Origin of the sequence: Promicromonospora sp. NPDC057488 (assembly GCF_042802395.1) — a bacterium.
Lineage (GTDB): Bacteria > Actinomycetota > Actinomycetes > Actinomycetales > Cellulomonadaceae > Promicromonospora.
Genome location: NZ_JBHVEG010000050.1, coordinates 14,721 through 37,112 on the forward strand (window position 1 = coordinate 14,721; position 22,392 = coordinate 37,112).

A 22,392-nucleotide genomic window follows, 5' to 3' on the forward strand; every position below is an offset into this window, starting at 1 on the left:
GCCGTGCCCCGGTCTACGCGGGGTCCGGCGTCTCCGGGTCCAGCGTCTCCGGGTCGGGCAGCGTGGCGATGTACCGGTGCCCGGCGACGGCGACCATAAGGCCCGCCGCGGCCCCGACCAGCAGCGGCGTGCTGTAGCCGGTGCGAGCCAGCAGGCCGCCGGCCAGCGAGCCGATCGGCATCGCGCCCCACAGGGCGGTGCGCCAGGTCCCGTGTACCCGGCCGAGCAGGTGGTTCGGCACCGCGGCCTGGCGCAGCGACATGACCAGCACGTTCCACGTCGTCGTGCAGCCGAACGACACGAAGATCGCGACCGCGCCCACCCAGACGAGGGGGAATGCGCCGGCGAGGAACCAGGCCCCGAGCCCGACGGCGTTCGCGACCGCCATCACGGGTCCCGTCCCGAAGCGCGCCTTGAGCCGGCTCGTGGTGGCCGCCGCGGTCAGAGCGCCCAGGGCGCCGGCCAGCATGAAGGTGCCGTACCAGGCCTCGGGCACGTCCAGCCGGTCCAGGATGAACAGCACCAGCGTGGAGGTGATGGCGGCGTGGCAGATGCCGATCAGCACGCTCACGATCCACAGCGGGCGGAGCATCGCGCTGGCCCAGATGAACCGGAACCCCGCGACCAGCTCGGCCCGCCAGCCGGCGGCGGCCGGGGCGCCTCGGCCCGGCTCCTCGTCCGACGCGGCGGGGTCCCCCTGGGCGGGCTGGTCGGCCGGCGCGGCGGCACGACGGCGCGCGGCGACGCCGGAGGCCACCGCGGGCAGCGTCAGCGCCAGCCCGCCGGCCACCGCGTACGCGGCGGTGTTCAGCCCGAGCGCCCAGGCCGCCGAGATCGCGAGCAGCCAGGAAGTGAGCGGCTGGGAGAGGAACTGCTGCACCACGATCTCGGTGGCCTCGATCCGCGAGTTCGCGCGCGGCAGGTCACCCCGGCCCACGAGCGACGGGACCACGGCGCGGATGGCGCCGTCGTAGACCGTCTCCAGCACGCCGTACAGGAGCACCACCAGCAGGAGCCACCAGATCGTGAGCGCCCCGGTCAGGTGCAGCGCCAGGAGGCCGCCGGCCACGAGCGCGCGGACCCCACCCGCCAGGCCGAGCGCGAGCCGGCGGTCGATCCGGTCCACGAGCACACCCGCGGGGATGGCGAACAGCAGCCACGGGAGCAGGGCGGCGACGGCGACGAGCGACACGAGCAGCGGGTCGTCCGTCAGCTGGGCGGCCAGCAGCGGCGCGGCGACCCGGGCGATGCCGTCGCCCAGGCTCGAGCTGAGGTTCGCGGCGACGACCTTGGTGAACGCACCGCCGAGCGGCTCGGGCCGCATCGAGGGTGCGGGTTCGGAGCTCACTGCGGCGGAAGACACGCGCCAGAGGCTATCGGTAGGCGGGTTCCCAAAGCCCGCACCCTGCGCTGTACCTGCGGCTCAGGCTCTACTCGTGCCGCCTGAGCCTGCGGTTCCGCTCCGGCTCAGGCGGGGACTCGCTCCGGGACCCGGGCACCGACCGCGCGCAGCACGAACGACTCCGCGGCGCGGATGGTGCGCTCGCGGGCCACGGGCTCGTCCGGGATGAGGCGCCCCGACAGGCACGCGTTGACGAGGTGCACCGTCGGTTCGATGTCCTGGGGCGGGAACGTCCCGGCGTCGATCCCCGCGGTGAGGATCCGGCGCAGGATCGCCTCCACGATGTCGGCGTGCTCGCGCAGGCGCTGCAGCGTCGCGCGGGACAGGACGGTCCGCAGGTCCGGGCCGGGGGCGAGGTGGAACACGCGGGTGAGCTGAGCCTGCTGGCGGATGTAGGTACGGAGCTGTTCCACGGGGTCGCTCACGCCGTCCAGCGCGCGCTCCAGGGTGTGGGCGTACTGCTCGGTCTCGTGCGTGATGAACCCGAGGAGCAGCGCTTCCTTGTCGTGAAAGTGGTTGTAGACAGCGGTCCGGCCGACGTTCGCCGCGGCGGCGATGTCGGCCAGGGTGATGGTGTCGAACCCGCGCTCCGCCATGAGGGTGGACAGAGCGGTGAACAGCTTGTGCCTCGTCATCTGGCGGTGCTCGTGCAGGCTCTTGCCGATGATCTTGGGCATGCTGACATCATATGCCTGCGCCGTCAGTAACTGGAACGCGGGATCGCGGGCGTGGGGAGCTGAAGGCGAATTCGGCAGACACATGGCGCTAAGTTCGGATAGATCCGCTTTGCCTGGCCCTTGAGGCGCGATATTCATGCATTTGCACTGAGACTCAGTCGCCCGAAAATGCGGTCCGGGCACTTCCGCGCGGTTCCGCGAAATCCCGGCCGGGAATGCTGCCATTGCGTGAGCACGCCGTCACAAGTGTGTTTCCTCTCTGTAACACGCTGGCATCATGGGCGAAAGTGCGCGGCAGTAGGGTTCCCGCATGACTTTTCTGGCGGGCGTGATTCCTGCGGAACACGCCTCGGGTCACCTTCTGGTCCTGCCCAGTACAAATGGTCCCGTCGCGGTCAGCGAGCTCGCCGCCGCCTGGTTCTCGGACGTGGCGTGGCTCCGAGAACCGACCCGCGCCGCGGCGTCCCGACGGATGGCCGGGTCCCGGTTCCGGGGCATGGCGCAGGCCGACTCGCTCGTGCCCGGAGTCATGCGCCTGGGGGACGAGCATGTCGCGACCGGCCCGTTCGAGGTCGCGGAGGCGCACCTCGCCGAGCTGCAGATCCAGGCAACCACGGCGGAGGCGTATTCGATCGCGCGCAGCGACGGCCTCCGGGACGTGCGGGGCGCCGCCCCGACGTCGTACGACGACCGAGACGGCATCGCCCGGACCTTCCCGCACGCGCTCCCGCAGGCCGAGGAGCTGCGCATCGTGCAGTGGACGGTCGCCTCCGCGCGCAAGACCGGCGGCGGGGTGCTCGCCGACGGCCGGCAGCTGCTGGTCCCGGACCCGGCGGCGTCCGTCAACCTGCAGCTCTACTCCGCGCACCCCCTGCTGCCGGGGGACGTGCTGCCCATGCTGCGGTCGCTCATCGCGACCGCCGACGTGTCCGCCGAACAGGTCACCCCCGACGGGACGCCGCGCTACACGCTCGCGGGCAGCACTCCCTACGACGGCTCGATCGTGATCGACGTCGAGCGCGTCGACCGGGTGCCCCGTGCGCTCGGGGCGCTGGACTGGCGCAGCTACGGGCCGTACGCCTACCGCATGACCTGGGTGCCGGCCGACCCCTACGAGCTGGAGCTCGAGCACGGGTCCGGGCTGCACGTCATCGCCCGCGCGCGCATGCGCGCCTCGCTCGCGCGTCTCGCGGTGTCCCTGCAGAGCCGCATCGCGGGCATCCTCGTGGACGACGGCGGCTTCATCGCGACGCCGGACGAGCTGGAGGCGCGCAGCGACTCGGCCACCGGCGGCACCCCGGGATCCCGCGCCTGGGTCTGAGCCCGTTTAGTTATCCACAGATTTGGTCCACAGCCCTGTGTGTTGTGTGGGAAATCCAGGGAATTACCTGTGGATAGAACTGTTGAGAACCGCAGGGTGAAAATTACAGCCGTGGAGCGGTTGCCGCTGGTGCGACACGCGGATAGAAACGTTGGCAGTGGTTCGACGATCCGGGTGCAGATGCGGTGCGCTGCAGCAGTACCGACCGGCCCGGGCATCGGACACATGGTCGACCGGAGAACGACAGGACGTCCCGTACCGCGGTGCGGGCTGTGGATGACGCCACAGGTGCCTGTACGGGGCCGGAAGACCGCCCGCGTTCGAGGTGTTCGTGCAGAACAGGCCTGGCGTTCCGGGTCTGACGGGCACATCGGAGTCGTGACGTCGACACGGCGCCCCTGGTCCTCGCCGAGCGCGGGCCACGGGTATGCGGTTTCGCCAGGGCCCCCGGCCTGCCCCGGGGGCCCTGGCCCCTCCCCGGCCGTCCGCCGCGCGATCTAGGCTCGGCGCATGAGCAACCTGGAGACCCGGCCGACCGAGCAGGTCTGTGTCGCGGGCGAGCAAGGCGACGGCATCGAGCTCCTCACCCCGCGCGACGTGCCGCTCGGCGGGCCGCGGGCGATGAACGTGCGGCGCACCATCCCGCAGCGTGCCCGGTCGCTCGTGGGGGCGTGGTGCTTCAGCGACCACTACGGGCCGGACGACGTCTCGGGCAGCGAGGGCATGCAGGTGCCGCCCCACCCGCACACCGGGCTGCAGACCGTGAGCTGGCTCTTCGAGGGCGAGATCCTGCACCGCGACTCCGTGGGCTCGCTCCAGACGGTCCGGCCGGGCGAGCTCAACCTGATGACCTCGGGCCGGGGCATCTCCCACTCGGAGGAGTCGCCGGCGCAGAACCGCCCGCCCCGCCTGCACGGCGTCCAGCTGTGGACGGCGCTGCCGGGCTCGGCCCTCGGCGTCGACCCGCACTTCGAGCACCACGGAGACCTGCCCGTGGTGCGGCACGACGGCGCCGTCGTGCAGGTCTTCATGGGGCGGCTCGGGGTGGCGGGCCAGGAGCCGGCCTCGCCCGCGACCGCGTACACGCCGCTCGTGGGGGCGCAGATCGACCTCGAGCCGGGGGCCGAGGTGCGGCTCGCCGTCGACCCGGAGCACGAGCACGCCCTGCTCGTCGACTCCGGCGACGTGACGTTCGAGGGGAGCGCCGTGCCGCCGTCGAACCTCGGGTACGTGGCGCCGGGCCGTTCCGGTCTCGTGGTGCGCGCCGGGTCCGGGGCGCCCGTCCGGGCGGTCCTGATCGGCGGCCTGCCGTTCGACGAGGACGTCGTCATGTGGTGGAACTTCATGGGCCGCACGCACGAGGACATCGTCCGGGCCCGTGACGCCTGGACGGCCCAGATCGCCGAGCTCGACGGTGGTGCGACAGGGTACGCGGCCGGCGCCGAGGAACGGCTGTTCGGCCGGGTGCACGGCTACCCGAGCGGGCCGCTGCGCGCGCCCGCCCTGCCGGACCTGCGCCTCAAGCCCAGGACGCGCCCGGGCCAGGGCTGACCCGGTCGGGCCGGGCCGCCCCGGGCCCGCCCCGCCCCGTCAGCTCGTGCCCGACCGCAGCAACGGCGGGTGCAGCACGGTCGCGCTCGGGTCCACGCCGGGCGCCAGCCGGAACAGCTCGGCGGGCCGGCCGGGGCCACCGCCGCCCAGGCGGCCGGTCGGCTCCAGGAACCCCGGGGTGCCCGTGGCCTTGCGGTGGAAGTTGCGCGCGTCCAGCCGCGTGCCCCAGACCGCCTCGTAGACGCCGCGCAGCTCGGCGACCGTGAACTCCGGCGGGCAGAACGCGGCCGCCAGGGGCGAGTACTCGATCTTGGCGCGGGCGCGCTCCACGCCGTCGGCCAGGATGTGGTCGTGGTCGAACGCGAGGCCCGCCCGCGTGTCGCCCACCGGTACCCAGCGCGCCTCGGCCGCGTCGCCGCCCGCCGCCGGCAGCCCGAACGCCGGCGCGAGCAGCAGGTAGGCGACCGAGAGCACGGGCCCGCGCGGGTCGCGCCCGAGCGGTCCGTAGGTGCGGAGCTGCTCCAGGTGCCACGGCCCGGTGTCGGTCGCGCCCGCAGGCACGGTGAGCCGGGTCTCCTCCTCGAGCTCCCGGGCCGCGGCCTGCTCCAGGGTCTCCCCGGGGAGCACGAACCCGCCGGGCAGCGCCGCCTGCCCGCGGTACGGCTCCAGCAGGCGGTCGACGACGAGCGCGTGCAGCGCGGCGTCGCGCACGGTCAGGGCGACGACGTCGACCGTGACGGGGAACGCGCCCGCCGTCTCGGGTACGGCGGACGAGGCGGGTGTGGTGCGGGGCATGGCATCGACCGTACATTCTCGTCACCTTGACGAAAAGCCGGGTCGGTATATATCGTCAAACTGACGACAACAACGAACGAGAGGCCGACGATGGCGACGATCAAGCGCTACCCCGGATTCCGGCAGTTCCTGGGCTCCGCGAGCGACTACGTGGTGCACCTCAGCAAGGGCGGCGTGCGGCACCAGGGGGTGGGCCAGGCCTTCTGGTTCCGCCCCGACTCCTCGGTGCTCAGCGAGGTGCCCGCCACCGACCAGGAACTGCCCGTCCTGTTCCACGCCGTCACGCGTGACCAGCAGGACGTCACCGTGCAGGCGAACGTGACCTACCGGTTCGGTGACCCGGTCCTCGCGTCCCAGCGCCTCGACTTCGGCATCTTCCCCGTCACGGGCAAGGGGCAGGAAGCGAGCGGCCGGCAGCAGGTCGGGGCGATCGTGGGCCAGCTCGCGCAGAGCCTCACGGTCGACCTGATCGCGACGGTCGACCTGGCCGAGGCGCTCGAGTCCGGCGTCGGGAGCGTGCGGACGGCGCTCGGCGCGCTCGGCGAGGACGCGCGGCTGGTCGCGACCGGCATCGAGATCCTCGGCGTCCGGGTGCTCGCCGTCCGGCCCGAGGGCGACGTCGAGAAGGCCCTGCGCACGCCGGTCCGCGAGCGGCTCCAGGCCGAGGCCGACCGCGCGACCTACGAGCGTCGCGCCGTCGCCGTCGAGCGGGAGCGCAAGATCGCGGAGAACGAGCTCGCGAGCCAGATCGAGCTCGCCGCACGCCGCGAGCAGCTCGTGGCCCAGGAGGGCGCGAACAAGCGGCGCGAGGCGGAGGAGGCCGCGGCCGCCGCGCTCGTCTCCGCGAAGTCCGACGCCGAGCGGCGCGAGATCGCCGCGACCGCCCAGGCTGCCTCGCTGCGGCAGCTCGGCGAGGCCGAGGCCGCCAAGGAGGCGGCGCTCATGGCCGTCTACGCGAACGTCGGCCGCGACGTGCTCACGGCCCTCGCCCTGCGCGACGCCGCACCGCACCTGCCGAACGTGGGCTCGCTGACGGTCACGCCCGACCTGGTCAGCGGGCTGCTGAGCGCGCTGACCAGCCGGGCGGCCGAGCCGGCTGCGGACGCGCCGTCCTCGAACGGCGCGCCGGCCGTGGAGCGCTGACGTGGCGCTCCGGACGCGTGCGGTGCTCGTGCACCGCCGCACCGAGCTCGACGAGCTGCTCGACCGGCACGCCACGCGCGGCCAGGCGGAGTTCTTCCTCCGTACCCGCGGCCGCACGCTGGCCGACGTCGAGGCCCGGCACGAGGCCGCGGCGTCGGCCCGCCGGGCGGTCGCGGCGAGCGTGCCGTCCGACTGGGCGCTGGCGGAGGTCGAGCGTGCGGACCTCGACCGGTTCCTCTTCGCGCCCGAGGACGTCGTGCTCGTGGTGGGGCAGGACGGGCTCGTCGCGAACGTCGCCAAGTACCTGGACCGGCAGCTCGTCGTCGGTGTCGACCCCGAACCGGGCACCAACCTGGGCGTGCTCGTGCGGCACGGCGCCGAGGACGTCGCGGAGATCATCGGCGACCTGGCCAACCGGCAGGGTGACCCGGCCGCCCGGCAGGGCGACCGGGCGCCGGCCGCGGCGCCGCACTCCGACGAGCTGACGATGGTCCACGCGCGGCTCGACGACGGCCAGGAGCTGCACGCCGTCAACGAGCTGTTCCTGGGGCACCCGAGCCACCAGTCGGCGCGCTACACCCTGCGGGTCGACCGGGGGTCGGAGCGGCAGTCGTCGTCGGGCCTCATCGTCAGCACCGGGACGGGCGCCACCGGCTGGTGCGCCTCGATCGCGCACGACCGGGGCGGCCGCCGGCTGCCCGGGCCCACGGACCCGGCGCTGGCCTGGTTCGTGCGGGAGGCCTGGCCGTCGCCCGTCACCGGCGTCACCATGACGGAGGGCGTGCTCGGGGACGGCGGCGAGCTCGTGGTGGCGGTGCAGTCCGACCGCCTCGTCGTGTTCGGGGACGGCATGGAGGCGGACCGGCTCGAGGTCTCCTGGGGGCAGGAGGTCCGGATCGGCGTGGCCGAACGGCGGCTCCGGCTCCTGTGAGCCCGGGGCCGCCCGGCCGCGCGTGGTGCTACCGCTTCAGGAGATGTCGTAGCGGAGCATGAACTCGCCCGCGTCCAGCACCACGTGGCTCACCTCGACGGCCGAGCCGTCCTTGGTGAACGCCGTACGGGTGACCGCGAGCACCGGCGTGCCGGGCTCGATGCGCAGCTCCTCGATCTCCTCGATCGTCGGCATGCGACCCACGACGTCCTCGCGGAACCGCACCGGGGCGTGCCCGGCCTCGGCCAGGCGGGCGTGCGTGCCGCCGGTACCGACCTCCTGGTCCGCGATCGGGGTGCCCGCCGCGATGGACGCGGGCAGGTACGACGTCGCGAACAGGACGGGTTTGCGCTCCCGCAGGTGCAGGCGCTCGCGCACGGTCACCTTGTCGCCCTCGGCGAGGCCGAGCGCCGTGCGGATCTTCTCGGACGGCTCCGCCTCCGCCGTGACCGCGAGCGTGCGGACCACGAGGCCGGCACCCGTCTCGTCGATCTCCGCGGTCACCGTGCCCTCGTCGGCCCGCCCGGTCGTGCCGGTGCGGACGATCGGCTCGAAGGCGCGCACGAACACGCCGGAGCCGTGCCGGGTCACGGTCAGCCCCTCGTCCTTGAGCATCGACAGGCCGTGGCGCGCGGTCATGCGGGCCACACCGTAGTTCGACATGAGCGCAGCTTCGCTCGGAAGGCGGTCGCCCGGTTTGTAGGTCCCGGAGCGGATCGCGGCACGAAGATCCTTGGCGATGCTTGCGGCAGTCACACGTCCCTCTCTAGACACGGAACCCACCTAACCCGCAGCCAGTGCGTATACGCAACTTTTCCGCGTAGCGGTTGCAACCCCCAGTTAACCCGCAACAGGCTGTCTATGCGCCTAGAGGTAGGTGCAGAGAGGTGGGAGAAATGGGAATGATTGCGGGCACTCTGGCGGATTCCGCTGCGGGCGTGTCGGATCTGCTGGCTGAAGTAGGGGATGCGCGGATCAAGTGGGTCGAGGTGTTCCGCGATCATCTGGTCGTGCATCCGGAGCGGAGGTCGGAGGGCGCGGCCATCGCCGAGCAGCTGGGGATCACCGTGGCGACCGACTATCCGGCCACGCGGCCCGGCTTCACGATGTGGACCGGGTGCTGGAACGGCATGGACATGTATGTCTACGGCGACCTGCGCGGCACCACCCGCGCGGTCCGGTCGTGGCCCACATGACAGCGGGGTCCTGCGCCGGCGGCCCGGGCCCGGACGGCTGCCCGGCGCCGGCGGCGCACCTCGCCGAGCTCGTGCAGGTCACCGCGCTGATCGCGCACGTCTTCGACATCCCCACGCTGGACGTGCGGGCGGGTGTCGACCACCTCGACCTCGAGGACGACGTCGTGGGCATGCTGACGGTCGACGTCGTCGCGGCGCGGCTGCCGGACGCCGTCCGGCTGGCCCGGATGCTGCACCTCGCGGAACGGCGCGGGCACCACGACGACGGGGTGTCCGGCCGCGCGGTCTGGCGGTGCTGGAGCGGCTGGGTGCCCGCCGCCGGGGACGGCCTTCCGGTGTCGCTGCACCTGACGGCACCGATCCGGGGATGAGTGGAGCGAGGCAGCCGGGGGCTCCCTGAGCCCCGGTTCGCGGCACGGCGGACCAGCAGGTATGCGAATTGCGGTGAAATGCGGGAATGTGGGGGCGTCGCGACCCCGCGACCCGATGGAGGTGTACCCGTGCCCAAGAACTCCACCACTGCCGGCGGCGCCGTACGCCGAGCGAAGAACAGCCGCGCCGTCCGCGGCCTGGCCCGGTGCGGTTATGCCGCGTCGGGTGTGCTCCACCTGCTGATCGGCTGGCTCGCCGTCCAGCTCGCGCTGGGCGAGTCCGAGGGTCAGGCGGACCAGTCCGGGGCCTTCCGTGCGGTCGCCCAGATGCCTGGCGGGGATGTGGTGCTGTGGCTGGTCGCCGTGGGCTTCGGCGCCCTCGCCGTCTGGCAGCTCGCCACCGCTGTGGTCGGTGTGCCGAACGCGGAGAACCAGCTGGCCGCGCGGGGCAAGAGCGTGGCCAAGGCTGTCCTGTACGGGGCGCTCGCGGTCACTGGCGTCCGCTACGCGACGGGGGCCGGCGGGGGTAGCGGCGGCAGCGAGGAGAGCCTCACCGCCAAGGTCCTGGCCGTGCCCGGGGGCGCCTGGCTCGTTGGCGCGGCCGGCCTGGTGATCGTCGGCGTCGGCGTCTACCACGTGGTCAAGGGCGTGCGGAAGAAGTTCCTGGACGACCTGACGGGAACCGGCGGCGGCGCGGTCGGGCCCGTCGTGGTGCGGCTGGGCCAGGCGGGCTACATCGCCAAGGGCGTCGCGCTCGGCGTCGTCGGCGGTCTGGTGGTGGCAGCCGCGGTCACTGCCGACCCCGAGCAGGCCGGCGGCCTCGACGAGGCGTTGCACACCGTGCGCGACCAGCCGTACGGCACGGTGCTGCTCATCGTCGTCGGGTTGGGCATCGCCGCATACGGCGGCTACTCCTTCGCCCGCGCCCGCTTCGCGCGGCTCTGATGCGGCTCGTCGGACTCGTCGGTGCGGCGCTCGCCGTGGTGGCGCCCTGGCTCGGGTGGCTGCTCGTCGTTGACGGGCACGTGGTTCCCGGCTGGGGCCTCGGCGTCGGGCTGCTCGTCGTCGCGCTGGTGCTCCTCTGGATCCCGCGTCCCGCCGTTGACAAGACGCCGGGAGCGCGACTGGCGGTCCGACGCCGGGTCCGCGCCGTCGGAACGGCACTGGCCGTGATCAGCGTCGGGCTCGCCGCTGGTGCTGACGCGCTCTACGAGGCCAAGTACCAGGTGCTCTCGCCCGGGGCATCCGACGGCTGCCGGGTCGTGGTACGGGAGACCTCCGCGCTCAAGCTCGGGACTGGAGACGCCTACGTGGTGCGGGGTCTTGGTCTCGGGCAGCGGACCGCGACGTGGGTCGCCGACGACGGCTACCGCCCGGTGCGCGCCGGCACCTACGACCTCGCTCTGGGTCCGGACGGCGGGACGCTGACCGTGCGTGGCACGGCGAGCGACCCGGTCATGCCGGGCACCCACCCGATCGACTGCGGCTGACGCGGTTCAGCTCCTGGTCCCGGGCGCGTGGCTACTGCGACGTCGGGATCCGGTAGACGGAGACGTGCGAAGCGGACTCGGCGGTGAACTCCGCGCCGGTCCAGTCCGCGTGCCTGCTCTCCAGCTCGAACCCGGCCAGCTGGGCCATGAGGTCGAGCTCCGCAGGCCAGACGTAGCGATGGTGGCTCCGGAACAGCTCGGCCTGCCTGGCGCCGTCGTCGAACCGGAAATGGTGTGACACGACGTGCTGGCGCAGTACGTCGAAGGTGTCCAGCAGGATGTAGCCGGGCTCGGACCGTTCGACGGTCGCTGACCGGTCCGGCGGCAGCCTGCGCAGGTCAGGCACCCAGAGCTCGACCACGAACCGGCCGCCGGGGCCCAGGTGTCGTGCCGCGTTGCGGAAGCACTCGACCTGCTCGGCCTGCGTGAGCGGCAGGGAGATCGCGTTGTAGACGATGTACACGAGGGTGTACTCGCCCGGGGCCCTGGTCGTGGTCATGTCACCCAGGACCACGGGGACCATGTCCTCGTCGACCTTGGTGCGCAGCTGCTCCACCATGTGCGGGGACAGCTCGATGCCGACGACCGGTACCCCGCGCTCGGCGAGCGGCACGGCGACCCGGCCGGTCCCGATGGCGAGCTCGAGGGCGGGTCCGTCCCCGGCCAGCTGCGCCAGGCGGTCCACGACAGGGTCCAGCACCTCCGGGGCGAACATGTCGGTCCCGGGTGTGTCGTAGTGCTGGGCGACATCGGCGTCCCAGACGTCTTCCTGGCTCATGCGGGCCACGCTCGACGTCGGGCGGCGGGTGTGTCCAACAGAAATTACCCACCGCGCCGGGAACGACGAAGGCCCCAGGTCAGGATCTGTGTCCTGATCTGGGGCCTTCGTGCTGGAGCGGGTGACGGGAATCGAACCCGCGCTATCAGCTTGGGAAGCTGAAGTTCTACCATTGAACTACACCCGCAACGTCCGGTTCTGACCGGGTTTCTGCCGTTCCGGAATCCCGCTAGGGTTCCGCAACAGCGCCCCCTGAACCTGGCGCGCGACCCGATCATACCCAAACTCGCCCGGATGCCCGAACCGGTTTCCGTGCGAGTGTCGCCGAGCAGCCGGAGCAGCAGTGAGCGAGCATCCCAGCGAGAAGCCGACCGAGCCGATCTACCAGGAGACCAAACCCCTGCCGCCGCGGCCGCCGCAGCCCCCGAAGGCCGCGCGCGAGACCCGCGCCATGCAGACCCCCAAGGCCGCCCCGGCGAACTACCAGCAGCAGTACGACTACGACCGCCCGACCCCGCCGACGGAGCACGTCCCGGGCCGCAAGTCCCGGATCACCGCGGGCCTGCTCGGCATCCTGCTGGGCGTGGTGGGCGCGCACCGGTTCTACCTGGGCTACAAGGGCCTGGGCTGGATCATGCTCCTCATCACAGCGGTGTCGCTCGGCCAGGCCTGGTTCGTCCCGGCGATCTGGGGCGCCATCGAGGGCATCCTGTACCTCGTCATGCGCAAGGGCTACTGGTCGGTGGACTCGAAGCACCGTCCGCTGCAGTGGTGACCACCGCTCGCTGACCGCCGCGCACTCCCCGGCGAGGCCGGCGCCCGCCCCGATACGGGGCGGCGTCGGCCCCCGGCGGCCAGTACCGTATCCGGGTGCTCCTCTCCGACCGCGATATCCGTGCCGAGCTCGACGCCGACCGCGTGGTGCTCGACCCGTACGACGCGTCGATGCTGCAGCCGTCGAGCATCGACGTGCGCCTCGACAAGTTCTTCCGGCTGTTCGACAACCACAAGTACCCCTTCATCGACCCCGCGACGGACCAGCCCGAGCTGACCCGCCTCGTCGAGGCGGAGAACGGCGAGGCGTTCGTCCTGCACCCGGGCGAGTTCGTGCTGGGCAGCACCTTCGAGGCGGTCACGCTGCCCGACGACGTCGCGGCCCGTCTCGAGGGCAAGTCCTCCCTCGGCCGGCTGGGCCTGCTGACGCACTCGACCGCCGGCTTCATCGACCCTGGGTTCAGCGGCCACGTGACGCTGGAGCTGAGCAACGTCGCCACGCTGCCCATCAAGCTGTGGCCCGGCATGAAGATCGGCCAGCTCTGCTTCTTCCGGCTCTCGTCGGCGTCCGAGCACCCGTACGGGTCGGACCTGTACGGCTCCCGCTACCAGGGTCAGCGCGGCCCGACGGCGTCCCGCTCCTCGCAGAACTTCCACCGCACCACGGTGTGAGTGGGGCCGGCCCACGGGCCGTCCGGGCGCGCCGTCGGGCGGTCGCCGGAAGGTAGGCTCCGGGTGCCCGGCGCCGGCCGGGCACCCGGACCTCGAAGGGACCCCGATGGCCGCTCCCCAGCTTCCGCTCCTGCCGCGCACGGTTGCGCAGGCACACCAGGCCAGGCACGTGCTGACCGTGCCCGGTGACGTGGAGCTGGACGAGATCGAGGTGCTCGCCCTCTCGCGGTTCTCCGCGACCCGCTGGGACGTCGTTCCCGCCGGGATCCTCCCGGGCAACGTGGCCGGTGCGCCGCAGGGCCGCCGGGCGCAGGGTCGGGAGCCCGGCGTGCTGCGGGTCTCGCGACACGCGGTGATGAACGGGCCGTACCAGCCTGCGGGCGACGGCTTCGACGTCGGCGTGCCGCCGGGTGCGGAGATGGCCTTCGACATCGTCTGTCACCGGGAGCGCGGCGAGGCCCCGTTCCCCGCGGGGGACCGCGACGGCATCGGTCGGGCGTTCGCCGCTGGCATGCCGGAGCGCGAGGAGCGCCGCCTGATCGAGTGGCTCGTCGCCGTCGCCCGGCGCCTCGGCGGCTCGCTGCGCCTTGACGTCGGCGGCCTCTGGGACGCCGCCACGGACGGCCCGCCCGCGCGGAAGGGCGCCGGCGTCGTGCTCACCCCCGACGCCGGGGCCGCGATCGACATGACCGTCTACTCCGACGTCTGGCTCGACCCGCAGGCCGCGCACAGCATCCTGCAGCGGGTGCACCCGCGGGCCCGGCTGCACATGGACGGCAAGGAGTGGGGCGGTCCGCCCGACGGCATCGCGGACAAGCCGCTCTACCGCGGCGAGGAGATGGACCCCGAGCTGCGCAAGAAGCTGCACGCCGCCGCGGACGAGTACGACATCAAGGCGCTCACCGGCCCGCGCGTGCTGGACGGGTACGGCCTGGTCGTGGAGCTCGGCGTCGACGGCATCGTCTCGGTCGAGATCAGCGGCGAGGAGAAGCTGCCGCGGCTGCTGCGCGGCCTGCCGTGGGCCGAGCAGGGCGCGGTCTGCTACTGGGTGCACTGGGAGCCGCAGGATCTTGTCGAGTCGCAGCGCGAGTTCCCCAACATGGAGCTGCGGATCGCGCGCAAGCGCGCCGCCGAGCTGGTGGCGAGGCTCGCGAGCGCGATCCACGACGCCGCCGGAGGCGAGATCGCCGACGAGGACGGCTTTCTGGTAGACCCCGTCGACCTGTAGGCGCCCGGCGCTTTACCCGGTTTGTCCGCCCTATCGCCGCGGCTGGCCGGCTACCGGGTCCGCCCCGCGGCCCCGCGGGCCCGGCCCGCCGCCCCCCGAGCGGGGCCCGGCCCGCCGCCCCCGGAGCCGGGGGCGGCCGCGAGTCAGAGGTACTGGCCGGGGGTCCGGCGCTCGCCGGACTCCTCCTCCGAGCCGCCGGGCAGGGTCGGGCCGCCGGGGCCGGCCGGGCCGAACGCAGCGGTGCCGGGCGGCAGGGCGCGCCGCATCTGGGAGAGCTGCGCCTGGGCCGCCATCTGCTGCGCGACCAGCGCCGTCTGGATGCCGTGGAACAGGCCCTCGAGCCAGCCCACGAGCTGCGCCTGCGCCACGCGGAGCTCGGCGTCGGACGGCGCGGAGTCGTCCGTGAACGGCAGCGTGATGCGGTGCAGCTCGTCCACGAGGTCGGGGGAGAGGCCGTCCTCGAGCTCGTGGATCGACCGCTCGTGGATCTCGGCGAGGCGGGAGCGAGCGGCCTCGTCCAGCGGGGCGTCGCGCACCTCGTCGAGCAGCCGCTTGATCATTCCGCCGATGCGCATGACCTTGGCCGGCTCCTCGACCTGGCCCACCACGGACTCGGCCTCGTCCGGCTGGCGCTCGTCGCCGGCGCGCTCGGGCTCGCCCTCCGGAGGCACGGCGGCGCCGTCGGGTGTGACGACCTGTGGGTGCGCGGTGGGCGACTGGTCGCGGCGGTCGTCGGACTGGGGGGTGGCTCGCTCGTCGTTCATGGGTCCAGTCTTGCCCGAATCGACTGTCGGCTGCATTGCATTCTTGGACCGAGAACGAAATTGTCGACCATGCCTATATATAGGCACGCGTTGATCAGGGGACCAGGAGCACTTTGCCGAAGGCCTCGCCCGACTCGAGCAGGTCGTGTGCGGACTGTGCTTCCGAGAACGGGATTCGGGCGTGGATCACCGGCCGGACCTGGCCAGATGTGAACAGTGGCCACAGGTTTTGTTCGGTATCGGCGACGATCCGCGCTTTCTCCTCCGGCGGCCGGGACCGCAGCAGCGTCCCGGTCACCGTCCCGCGCCGGGCGAGCAGCGCGCTGAGGTCGAGCTCGCCGCGCCGCCCCTGCTGCATCCCGATGACGACCAGGCGGCCGCCACGCGCCAGCGCGCGCACGTTGTCGCCCAGGGCGCCGCCGCCGAGCAGGTCGAGCACGACGTCCGCCCCGCGGCCGTCGGTGGCCGCGAGGACCTCCTCGACGAAGTCCTGCCGCCGGTGGTCGACGACGACGTCCGCGCCGAGCTCCGCGCACCGCGCTGCCCGCTCCGGGCCGCCCGCCGTGGTGACGACGTGGGCGCCGAGCGCCTTGGCGACCTGGATCGCGGTGGTGCCGATCCCGCCGGAGCCGCCGTGGACCAGCACCCACTCGCCGGCGCGCAGCCCGCCGACGCCGACCAGGTTGCTCCAGACCGTGCACGCCGCCTCGGGCAGTGCGGCCGCGTCGACCAGGCCGATACCCTCGGGCACGGGGAGCACCTGCGTCTCGCGGACCACGACCTCCTCCGCGTAGCCGCCGCCCTCGAGCAGTGCGACGACCCGGTCCCCGACGCGCCAGCGCGACACGCCGAGTCCGACACGCTTCACAGTTCCTGATATCTCAAGACCTGGCCAGTCCGGGGCATTCGCGGGAGGGGGGTAGTATCCGGCCCGTTGTAGCAGGTCAGCACGGTTCACTCCGGCGGCTGCGACGGTGATCACCACGTCGCTTTGGCCAGCATTCGGGTGATTCAGGGATGAAATGGAGAGTTTCCCTGATGGCCCCGCTCCGGATATCGTGACGGCTCGCACATCGATGAAGCCTACTTCCGTGTGGCCTCACGAGGGTCGCCAGCGGAAACCGGGTGCCGGTAACTTGTACGCAGCACCGAGGGTGTTCGGCGGGCACCAAGCACGCCAACCCCCTTCCGGATCAGTGATGGAGAGAGGTACGCATGTTCCGCAGGTTGGGAGTGCGCGGGAAAGTTCTTGCGACACTGGTCACGCCTGCCGTCGTCCTGGTCATCGCAGCGGCGTACATCATCGGCCTTTCTGTGGCCGACGCGATGCGCGCCCAGCAGACGGCTGATCTTGTCGCTGCGCTCGAGTACCAGGACCAGGCAGGCACCACGTTCGCGCAGGAGCGCTACCTCAACATCGTCGCCATGATCGACGACGGCGACGCCGGTAACGCGGCCCGCCGCGCACTGCTCCAGGGGACCCCTGAGGTGGACGAGGACGGCAAGCCGGTCGTCGACGAGGACGGCGAGCAGGTCTGGGCGGCCCCGGCGGCCCAGGCGCAGACGATCAGCGCGCTCGACAAGCGCGACGACGAGCTGCTGGACATCGACATCTCGATGCTGGACCAGCGCGTCAAGGACGCCGTGACGCAGACCATCCAGGACCGCGCGGCCATCACCGAGGTGCAGAAGAAGGTCGCCGACGGGCGCCTCACCGAGCAGACCGCGACCGACGCCTACGGCACCTACATCGACGGCGCCCTCGAGGTGATGGACGCGATCGCGGACACGTCCGAGGACCGCGACCTGGGTACCCGCCTCGAGGCGTACTACTCGATCGACCAGCTCATGCTGACGAACACCTACGAGCGGCCGATCGTGAGCCTGGCACTCGGGATCTTCAACGCGTACCCGGAGGACCAGGCGGAGGCCGCCTCGCGGTCCCTGGCGCTCCGCGGCGCCGATCTGGTCAACCTCGGCAACCGCGAGTGGGACACCACACAGGACCTGTTCGACCGCATCCCGGGCGAGTACCAGGTGCCCGGCATGGACGGCGTCTACGGCACGGTCCGCGGCTACGTCGCACGTGGTGACCTCGGGTCCATCCAGGACGGGCAGATCGGGCTCTTCTCCACCGAGTCCGCGAAGTGGGTCGACGAGGGCCGCATCGTCCGCGACGCCGTCCGCGAGGACACCGCCGGATTCGCCCAGGAGCGCGCCGACGTCGCCGCGAACCGCGCCTACCTCACCGGTGGCGTCGCGATCGCGGCCCTCGGCTTCTCGGTCATCATGGCGCTCGTCATCGCTCGCCGCCTGGTCTCCCCGCTGCGCCGCCTCACCCAGGCCGCCGGCGTCGTCCGTGACCGCCTCCCCACGCTGGTGGAGCAGGTGTCGGTGCCTGGTCAGGGACCGAGCATCGACCTCGACCCGATCTCGATCGAGTCCTCGGACGAGATCGGCCAGCTGGCCGCCGCGTTCAACGACGTCAACCGCACGACCATCGACGTCGCCCGCGAGCAGGCGGCCCTCCGTGGCTCCATCGCCGAGATGTTCGTCAACGTGGCTCGCCGCGACCAGGTGCTCCTGAACCGGCAGCTCGCGTTCCTCGACGACCTCGAGCGGTCCGAGGAGGACCCGTCGACGCTGTCGAACCTGTTCCGCCTCGACCACCTCGCGACCCGGATGCGCCGCAACGCGGAGTCCCTGCTCGTCCTCGCGGGCATCGACTCCGGTCGTCGCGTGCGCCAGCCGATGCCGGTCTCCGACGTCATCCGTACCGCGTCGTCCGAGATCGAGCTGTACGACCGCGTCCGCCTCAACCTCGTCGTCGACCCGATGATGCTGGGCCACAACGCGCTGAACGCGGCGCACCTGCTGGCCGAGCTCCTGGAGAACGCGACGATGTTCTCCGAGCCGCACACGCCGGTCGAGGTCACCACGGCTCGTGACGAGCAGTTCGTCACCGTCGTGGTCCGTGACCACGGCCTCGGGATGAACCCCCAGGAGGTCGCGGAGGCGAACCGCAAGGTTCTCAGCCACGCCGCGTCGGACGCCGTGGGCGCCCAGCGCCTCGGCCTCTACGTGGTCGGCCGCCTCTCGGACCGCCTCGGCGCCCAGGTGGCGTTCGGCCCGGGCGAGGGTGGCACGGGTACCGAGGTGACGGTCCGCTTCCCGGCGGTGCTGTTCATGCCGGACAACGCGATGCCGCTGCCCATGCCGACCGATCCGCTGGAGGCCAACACGCAGGCGGCCGCCTCGCAGATGAGGGGCGGCCTGGCCACGGGCCCGGGCACCGGCGCGATGCGCGGCGCGGGCGCTCACACCAACGGCTTCGGCTCGCCCGCGGCCCCGGCCACGACGTCCGTGCCGGCTCAGGGCGGTCTGCCCGTCCCGACGGGCACGTCGCAGATCGCCGCGGCCGCGTTCGCGGCTCAGCCGGCCCCGGTCGCGCAGCAGGTCGACATCAACGCCCTGACGGACGGCACGACGGCGCTCGGCCTGGCCCGGCGCCGCAGCTCGACGGCGGCGCAGCCCGTCGCCGAGACCACGCCGACCGGCTCGATCGTGCTGCCGGAGATCCAGACGCCGTCGCTGCCGCAGGAGTACCAGGCCGACGACAACGCCTGGGCCCCGCCGTCGAACGTGTCCGAGGGCAGCTCGCTCCCGAGCCGTCAGCGCGCCCAGCAGCCCCCGGAGCCGGTCGCCCCGGTCTTCGAGGACACGACCCCGGCCGCCGTCGACGTGGACCAGCGCAGCGCGCTGTTCTCGAGCTTCCGCTCCCTGAACACGATCGACCCGGTCGAGGGCAGCACGCAGTCGCTGCAGCTCGACCCGATCACGCAGGACCCGGCGGCGCTTCCCGGCATGTCCGACACCGACGTGATGCGCTTCCCGGCGGCCGGTGGCGGTCGCCCGCCCGCGGCCCCGGTACCGGCCCCCGCGCAGAGCTTCGGCGCGCTGCCGGAGCGCAGCGCCGGACCGTTCCAGGGTGACGACGGCCAGTCGCAGCCCTTCGGCGCGGAGGCCCCGGAGGGTCCCGACTCGTCGTTCGAGGCGCTGCCAGCGTTCGAGGAGCTCATGGCGGACCTGCCGAGCCGCCGCTCGACCGCGGCGAACGCCCAGCAGGGTGCCAAGCCGGCCCAGAAGCGTGGCCTGTTCGGTCGCCGTCCGGGTCAGCCCGCCACCGGTGAGCTGCGTGCCTACCAGCCGCAGGAGCAGCGTCCGGCATCGCGTCCGATCCAGACGGTCGCCGGCCCCGTGGCGGGGGCGCCCACCTTCGGCGCACCGGTCGTGCCGGCGCCGAACGTCGAGGCGCCGGGCTTCCCGACGCAGAACTTCCCCACGCAGGCCCTCCCGGCGCAGAGCTTCCAGGCGCCGAGCGGTCCGCCGCTGGGCAACCCGGCCCCGCTGACCGGCGCCTTCCCGGCCCCGGTCGAGGAGGTTCCGCTCGCGGACCCGACCTACCAGCGTGGTTACCAGGAGGGCTACCAGAAGGCGGTCCAGGAGTCGCTGACGTCGGCGCTGCCGGCCATCCCGAACGCCCCCGCGGGCGGCACGGTCCCCGTGCCCACGCAGGTGCAGGCTCCCGCCCCTTCCAGCAACCCGTTCGTGGACGCGGCGCCCCGCGCGGCGGCTCCGGCCGCCCCGGTGGCACCCGCCCCGGCAGCTCCGGCCCCGGCGGTTCCCGCCCCCGCGCCGGCGCCCGCCGCGTTCGTCTCGGCCCCGGCCACCCAGGCCGTACCGGTGGCGGACGTGCAGCAGGCCTTCGAGCCGCCCGTCCGCGAGTTCCGCGAGCCGTACCCGACGGGTGCCGTGTACGACCCGTCGTACGGTTCGTCCGCCCCGCTCGCGAAGCGGGCCGCCGGCACCGACGGCGACGGGAAGGACCCACTAGACCCCGAGTACGTGCGTGACTCGGTGGAGGCCCGGTCGGAATGGACCGCCTCGGCAGTGCTCTACGAGGAGATGACGAGCCTTCTCCGTCGCGGGGCTTATCAGGAAGATGATGTGAAAGAGAACGACTCGTACCGTCCGGCAGCCGTGAGCACCGAGGTTGCCAGCGGTGGGCTGACTCGCCGTACCCGTGGTGCCTCCGGCACCGGTGCGGACCCGGCCGTCGAGCGTCTTTCGGCTCGCATCGACCGTGATCCCGAGCAGCTTCGCTCGCGTCTCTCGGCGTTCCAGTCGGCCACCGCGCGTGGCCGGTCGGAGTCCGTGGACGAGGGCAAGTCGGAGCACGAGAACGGCAAGAACGGCGGTGGGGACTCGACGTGGGCACCCTCGACCGTGAATCATGTCCCTGACTCAGCGCCGCAGTCGCGGTGACAAGCGCGTCTGTGGATTCTGACTAGGAGGAACAGAGTGACCCTCAGCACCGAAGCAACCAATTTCGGTTGGCTGCTCGACAACTTCGTGCGTACCGTTCCCGGCAGTCGGCACACGCTCGTCGTGTCGGCAGACGGCCTGCTCATGGCGATGTCCGACCAGCTCGACCGCACCAGCGGCGACCAGCTGGCGGCGATCGTCTCCGGTATGTCAAGCCTCACGCGTGGAGCTTCTCGGCAGCTCAACGGCGGTAACGTCCGTCAGGCGATCATCGAGATGGACAACGGCTTCCTCTTCCTGATGAACGTCTCGAACGGGTCCGTTCTCGGCGTGGTCGCGGAGGCCACGTGCGACATCGGCCTCATCGGCTACGAGATGGCTCTCCTGGTGTCCCGCACCGAGGCCACGCTCACGCCGCAGCTGATCTCGGAGATGCGTGGCAGCCTCCCGGTCGATGGGCAGACCCGAGCCGCCAGCGTGGGATGAGGACTCGACCATGACGTACGCACCTTTCGGTTCCCAGGGGCAGGGGGACGTCCGCGAGACGTCCACCGTGCGCCCCTACGCGGTCACCGGAGGCCGGGTGCGGTCGGAGTTGTCCGACCTGCCGCTCGAGGCCCTCGTGGAGGTTCTTCCCGGGGCAGTCAGCAGTTTCGGGCTGCCTCCTGAGAAGCGCGCGATCCTCCAGCACGCCGCGCACACGTACGTGTCGATCGCCGAGCTCTCGGCCCTTCTGCGGCTGCCCCTGGGTGTCGTCCGGATCCTTGTGGCGGACATGCAGGAGGAAGGGCACGTCACCGTGCACACCTCGACACCGGTTAACGTCCACACAGGCCACGGCAGCTCGAACTCGGGCCTGTCGCTGAGCGTCTTGGAGAGTGTTCTTAATGGCATTTCCGCCCTCTGACGGCGGGGCCCGTAGCGGTCCCAACTGGGCCCCGGTGTCGGGTAACGCCGGCACTGCGACCGCTTCCTCGAACGCGCCCGCGCGCCAGAGTGTGCTGGGTGGCGGCGGTGGCGCCGCGGCGCCCACCGCGCAGGCGTCACGTCCCGCGCAGGCGCAGCCCGCGCCCCCGGTGATGCAGCAGGCGCCGACGGCCAACGCCGGGGCGCAGTCGGCGCCGGGCGCGCAGCCCGCTCCGGAGCGCACCGCCCCGACCGTCGTCAAGATCGTCGTGGCCGGTGGCTTCGCGGTGGGCAAGACGACGTTCATCGGGTCGATCTCCGACGTCGAGCCGCTGAACACCGAGGCTGCCATGACGGAGCACTCGGTCGGCGTGGACGACGCCGGTGGCGTCACCGACCGCAAGACCACCACGACGGTGGCCATGGACTTCGGCCGCGTTGAGCTGCCGGGCAACCTGTGGCTGTACCTGTTCGGTACCCCGGGCCAGGACCGCTTCCTCTTCATGTGGGACGACCTGGTGCGCGGTGCGATCGGTGCCGTCGTGCTCGTCGACACGGACCGCCTGGAGCAGTGCTTCCCGGCGATCGACTACTTCGAGTCGCGCAACATCCCGTTCGTCGTGGGCGTCAACTGCTTCGACGGCGTGGCCAAGCACCGGCTCGAGGACGTGCGCGAGGCGCTGCAGATCCCCTCGCACGTGCCGATGCTGTACACGGACGCCCGCTCGCGTGCGGCGACCAAGCAGACGCTGATCGCGCTGGTCCAGCTTGCGATGCGCCAGCTTCGCTCCGGCGCGCAGGCGCAGGGCTGAGCCGCTCTCCAGCATCTCGCGGACGGCGGGCCACCCTGGGGGCGGCCCGCCGTCGCTGTTCCGCCGGACGCTAGACTGTGTGGCCGAGCCGGCCCGCTCGCAGGGGTGCCCGGCACCAGGAGGGCTGACAGAGCGGCCTAATGTGACGGTCTTGAAAACCGTTGTGGGGCAACCCACCGGGGGTTCGAATCCCTCGCCCTCCGCTTCCTCACCGCACGACGGAGCGCCTGTCCGGTCCCGCCCGACACTCGTCGGG

General features: G+C 72.3%; 22 protein-coding genes and 2 tRNA genes. 16 read left to right on the forward strand and 8 right to left on the reverse strand.

From position 1 onward, the window contains the following. Positions 1-13 precede the first annotated feature (13 nt). Together ACFU5G_RS12700 and ACFU5G_RS12705 are read right to left on the reverse strand one after the other, a co-directional pair. On the reverse strand, positions 14-1,363 hold the full coding sequence (locus ACFU5G_RS12700; RefSeq protein ID WP_377244624.1) for an MFS transporter: 1,350 nt from the start codon (positions 1,361-1,363) through the stop codon (positions 14-16). A 104-nt stretch (positions 1,364-1,467) separates the two neighbouring features. Next, positions 1,468-2,079: a TetR/AcrR family transcriptional regulator gene (locus tag ACFU5G_RS12705; protein ID WP_377244627.1), complete on the reverse strand. Its 612-nt coding sequence runs from the start codon at positions 2,077-2,079 to the stop codon at positions 1,468-1,470. Between the two features lie 310 nt (positions 2,080-2,389). Between ACFU5G_RS12705 and ACFU5G_RS12710 the strand changes: the two genes are divergently transcribed. Both ACFU5G_RS12710 and ACFU5G_RS12715 read left to right on the forward strand, forming a co-directional pair. Next, positions 2,390-3,400, forward strand: a complete 1,011-nt coding sequence (locus tag ACFU5G_RS12710) for a hypothetical protein (RefSeq protein WP_377244630.1) — start codon at positions 2,390-2,392, stop codon at positions 3,398-3,400. Between the two features lie 510 nt (positions 3,401-3,910). Next, positions 3,911-4,951: a pirin family protein gene (locus ACFU5G_RS12715; RefSeq protein ID WP_377244633.1), complete on the forward strand. Its 1,041-nt coding sequence runs from the start codon at positions 3,911-3,913 to the stop codon at positions 4,949-4,951. A gap of 39 nt (positions 4,952-4,990) precedes the next feature. Here the strand turns inward: ACFU5G_RS12715 and ACFU5G_RS12720 are convergent, their stop codons facing one another. Continuing rightward, positions 4,991-5,746 (reverse strand): NUDIX domain-containing protein, encoded by a 756-nt coding sequence (locus ACFU5G_RS12720; RefSeq protein WP_377244636.1) that lies wholly within the window; start codon positions 5,744-5,746, stop codon positions 4,991-4,993. A 90-nt stretch (positions 5,747-5,836) separates the two neighbouring features. On the opposite strand from ACFU5G_RS12720, the gene ACFU5G_RS12725 reads away from it, so the two are divergent. Both ACFU5G_RS12725 and ACFU5G_RS12730 read left to right on the forward strand, forming a co-directional pair. Then, positions 5,837-6,889: an SPFH domain-containing protein gene (locus ACFU5G_RS12725; protein ID WP_377244639.1), complete on the forward strand. Its 1,053-nt coding sequence runs from the start codon at positions 5,837-5,839 to the stop codon at positions 6,887-6,889. 1 nt (position 6,890) lies between these two features. Continuing rightward, complete coding sequence (locus ACFU5G_RS12730; RefSeq protein WP_377244642.1) at positions 6,891-7,820, forward strand: hypothetical protein; 930 nt, start codon at positions 6,891-6,893, stop codon at positions 7,818-7,820. A 36-nt stretch (positions 7,821-7,856) separates the two neighbouring features. Here the strand turns inward: ACFU5G_RS12730 and ACFU5G_RS12735 are convergent, their stop codons facing one another. Further along, positions 7,857-8,603 carry a GntR family transcriptional regulator gene (locus tag ACFU5G_RS12735; protein ID WP_377244645.1) on the reverse strand — a complete coding sequence of 249 codons (747 nt, stop codon included), beginning with the start codon at positions 8,601-8,603 and terminating at the stop codon, positions 7,857-7,859. 113 nt (positions 8,604-8,716) lie between these two features. On the opposite strand from ACFU5G_RS12735, the gene ACFU5G_RS12740 reads away from it, so the two are divergent. The 4 genes from ACFU5G_RS12740 (at position 8,717) to ACFU5G_RS12755 (ending at position 10,877) form a co-directional block, all read left to right on the forward strand. Continuing rightward, positions 8,717-9,016: a hypothetical protein gene (locus ACFU5G_RS12740; protein WP_377244648.1), complete on the forward strand. Its 300-nt coding sequence runs from the start codon at positions 8,717-8,719 to the stop codon at positions 9,014-9,016. After that, the gene (locus ACFU5G_RS12745) at positions 9,013-9,387 is read left to right on the forward strand and encodes a hypothetical protein (protein WP_377244651.1); all 375 of its coding nucleotides are present in this window, start codon (positions 9,013-9,015) and stop codon (positions 9,385-9,387) included. The genes ACFU5G_RS12740 and ACFU5G_RS12745 overlap by 4 nt, the downstream gene beginning before the upstream one ends. Before the next feature lie 129 nt (positions 9,388-9,516). Beyond that, the gene (locus tag ACFU5G_RS12750) at positions 9,517-10,332 is read left to right on the forward strand and encodes a DUF1206 domain-containing protein (protein ID WP_377244654.1); all 816 of its coding nucleotides are present in this window, start codon (positions 9,517-9,519) and stop codon (positions 10,330-10,332) included. Beyond that, positions 10,332-10,877, forward strand: coding sequence for a hypothetical protein (locus ACFU5G_RS12755; RefSeq protein ID WP_377244657.1), 546 nt, complete (start codon positions 10,332-10,334; stop codon positions 10,875-10,877). The genes ACFU5G_RS12750 and ACFU5G_RS12755 overlap by 1 nt, the downstream gene beginning before the upstream one ends. 31 nt (positions 10,878-10,908) lie before the next feature. Here ACFU5G_RS12755 and ACFU5G_RS12760 read toward each other — a convergent pair whose 3' ends face one another. Both ACFU5G_RS12760 and ACFU5G_RS12765 read right to left on the reverse strand, forming a co-directional pair. Then, positions 10,909-11,655 (reverse strand): class I SAM-dependent DNA methyltransferase, encoded by a 747-nt coding sequence (locus ACFU5G_RS12760; protein ID WP_377244660.1) that lies wholly within the window; start codon positions 11,653-11,655, stop codon positions 10,909-10,911. Positions 11,656-11,768: 113 nt separating this feature from the next. After that, positions 11,769-11,842: transfer RNA gene (locus ACFU5G_RS12765), tRNA-Gly, on the reverse strand. Between the two features lie 156 nt (positions 11,843-11,998). On the opposite strand from ACFU5G_RS12765, the gene ACFU5G_RS12770 reads away from it, so the two are divergent. The 3 genes from ACFU5G_RS12770 (at position 11,999) to ACFU5G_RS12780 (ending at position 14,329) form a co-directional block, all read left to right on the forward strand. Continuing rightward, positions 11,999-12,430: a TM2 domain-containing protein gene (locus ACFU5G_RS12770; RefSeq protein ID WP_377244663.1), complete on the forward strand. Its 432-nt coding sequence runs from the start codon at positions 11,999-12,001 to the stop codon at positions 12,428-12,430. Between the two features lie 95 nt (positions 12,431-12,525). After that, on the forward strand, positions 12,526-13,101 hold the full coding sequence (gene dcd, locus ACFU5G_RS12775; protein ID WP_020017521.1) for a dCTP deaminase: 576 nt from the start codon (positions 12,526-12,528) through the stop codon (positions 13,099-13,101). Between the two features lie 106 nt (positions 13,102-13,207). After that, a complete protein-coding gene (locus ACFU5G_RS12780; protein ID WP_377244666.1) occupies positions 13,208-14,329 on the forward strand; it encodes a hypothetical protein in 1,122 nt (373 codons plus the stop codon). Positions 14,330-14,472: 143 nt separating this feature from the next. On the opposite strand, the gene ACFU5G_RS12785 is transcribed toward ACFU5G_RS12780, so the two are convergent. Together ACFU5G_RS12785 and ACFU5G_RS12790 are read right to left on the reverse strand one after the other, a co-directional pair. Further along, positions 14,473-15,093, reverse strand: coding sequence for a bacterial proteasome activator family protein (locus ACFU5G_RS12785; RefSeq protein WP_377244669.1), 621 nt, complete (start codon positions 15,091-15,093; stop codon positions 14,473-14,475). Positions 15,094-15,187: 94 nt separating this feature from the next. Then, positions 15,188-16,165 (reverse strand): NAD(P)H-quinone oxidoreductase, encoded by a 978-nt coding sequence (locus ACFU5G_RS12790; protein WP_377244672.1) that lies wholly within the window; start codon positions 16,163-16,165, stop codon positions 15,188-15,190. A 143-nt stretch (positions 16,166-16,308) separates the two neighbouring features. On the opposite strand from ACFU5G_RS12790, the gene ACFU5G_RS12795 reads away from it, so the two are divergent. The 5 genes from ACFU5G_RS12795 to ACFU5G_RS12815 all read left to right on the forward strand — a co-directional run bounded on the left by ACFU5G_RS12795 (position 16,309) and on the right by ACFU5G_RS12815 (position 22,339). Then, the gene (locus ACFU5G_RS12795; protein WP_377244675.1) at positions 16,309-20,418 is read left to right on the forward strand and encodes an ATP-binding protein; all 4,110 of its coding nucleotides are present in this window, start codon (positions 16,309-16,311) and stop codon (positions 20,416-20,418) included. A 36-nt stretch (positions 20,419-20,454) separates the two neighbouring features. Next, positions 20,455-20,904, forward strand: coding sequence for a roadblock/LC7 domain-containing protein (locus tag ACFU5G_RS12800; protein WP_020017525.1), 450 nt, complete (start codon positions 20,455-20,457; stop codon positions 20,902-20,904). Positions 20,905-20,914: 10 nt separating this feature from the next. After that, positions 20,915-21,325 carry a DUF742 domain-containing protein gene (locus tag ACFU5G_RS12805; protein ID WP_020017526.1) on the forward strand — a complete coding sequence of 137 codons (411 nt, stop codon included), beginning with the start codon at positions 20,915-20,917 and terminating at the stop codon, positions 21,323-21,325. 91 nt (positions 21,326-21,416) lie between these two features. Further along, positions 21,417-22,136, forward strand: coding sequence for an ATP/GTP-binding protein (locus tag ACFU5G_RS12810; protein WP_377244678.1), 720 nt, complete (start codon positions 21,417-21,419; stop codon positions 22,134-22,136). 118 nt (positions 22,137-22,254) lie between these two features. Next, positions 22,255-22,339, forward strand: a tRNA-Ser gene (locus ACFU5G_RS12815). Positions 22,340-22,392: the final 53 nt, after the last annotated feature.

What these genes read in the sequence shown, in the direction of transcription:
- ACFU5G_RS12745 (WP_377244651.1), top strand. Translation starts at nt 9,013, where the DNA reads ATGACAGCGGGGTCCTGCGCCGGCGGCCCGGGCCCGGACGGCTGCCCG.
- ACFU5G_RS12805 (WP_020017526.1), top strand. Translation starts at nt 20,915, where the DNA reads ATGACGTACGCACCTTTCGGTTCCCAGGGGCAGGGGGACGTCCGCGAG.
- ACFU5G_RS12710 (WP_377244630.1), top strand. Translation starts at nt 2,390, where the DNA reads ATGACTTTTCTGGCGGGCGTGATTCCTGCGGAACACGCCTCGGGTCAC.
- ACFU5G_RS12755 (WP_377244657.1), top strand. Translation starts at nt 10,332, where the DNA reads ATGCGGCTCGTCGGACTCGTCGGTGCGGCGCTCGCCGTGGTGGCGCCC.
- ACFU5G_RS12705 (WP_377244627.1), bottom strand. Translation starts at nt 2,079, where the DNA reads ATGCCCAAGATCATCGGCAAGAGCCTGCACGAGCACCGCCAGATGACG.
- ACFU5G_RS12740 (WP_377244648.1), top strand. Translation starts at nt 8,717, where the DNA reads ATGGGAATGATTGCGGGCACTCTGGCGGATTCCGCTGCGGGCGTGTCG.
- ACFU5G_RS12795 (WP_377244675.1), top strand. Translation starts at nt 16,309, where the DNA reads ATGTTCCGCAGGTTGGGAGTGCGCGGGAAAGTTCTTGCGACACTGGTC.
- ACFU5G_RS12780 (WP_377244666.1), top strand. Translation starts at nt 13,208, where the DNA reads ATGGCCGCTCCCCAGCTTCCGCTCCTGCCGCGCACGGTTGCGCAGGCA.
- ACFU5G_RS12720 (WP_377244636.1), bottom strand. Translation starts at nt 5,746, where the DNA reads ATGCCCCGCACCACACCCGCCTCGTCCGCCGTACCCGAGACGGCGGGC.
- ACFU5G_RS12715 (WP_377244633.1), top strand. Translation starts at nt 3,911, where the DNA reads ATGAGCAACCTGGAGACCCGGCCGACCGAGCAGGTCTGTGTCGCGGGC.
- ACFU5G_RS12785 (WP_377244669.1), bottom strand. Translation starts at nt 15,093, where the DNA reads ATGAACGACGAGCGAGCCACCCCCCAGTCCGACGACCGCCGCGACCAG.
- ACFU5G_RS12760 (WP_377244660.1), bottom strand. Translation starts at nt 11,655, where the DNA reads ATGAGCCAGGAAGACGTCTGGGACGCCGATGTCGCCCAGCACTACGAC.
- ACFU5G_RS12725 (WP_377244639.1), top strand. Translation starts at nt 5,837, where the DNA reads ATGGCGACGATCAAGCGCTACCCCGGATTCCGGCAGTTCCTGGGCTCC.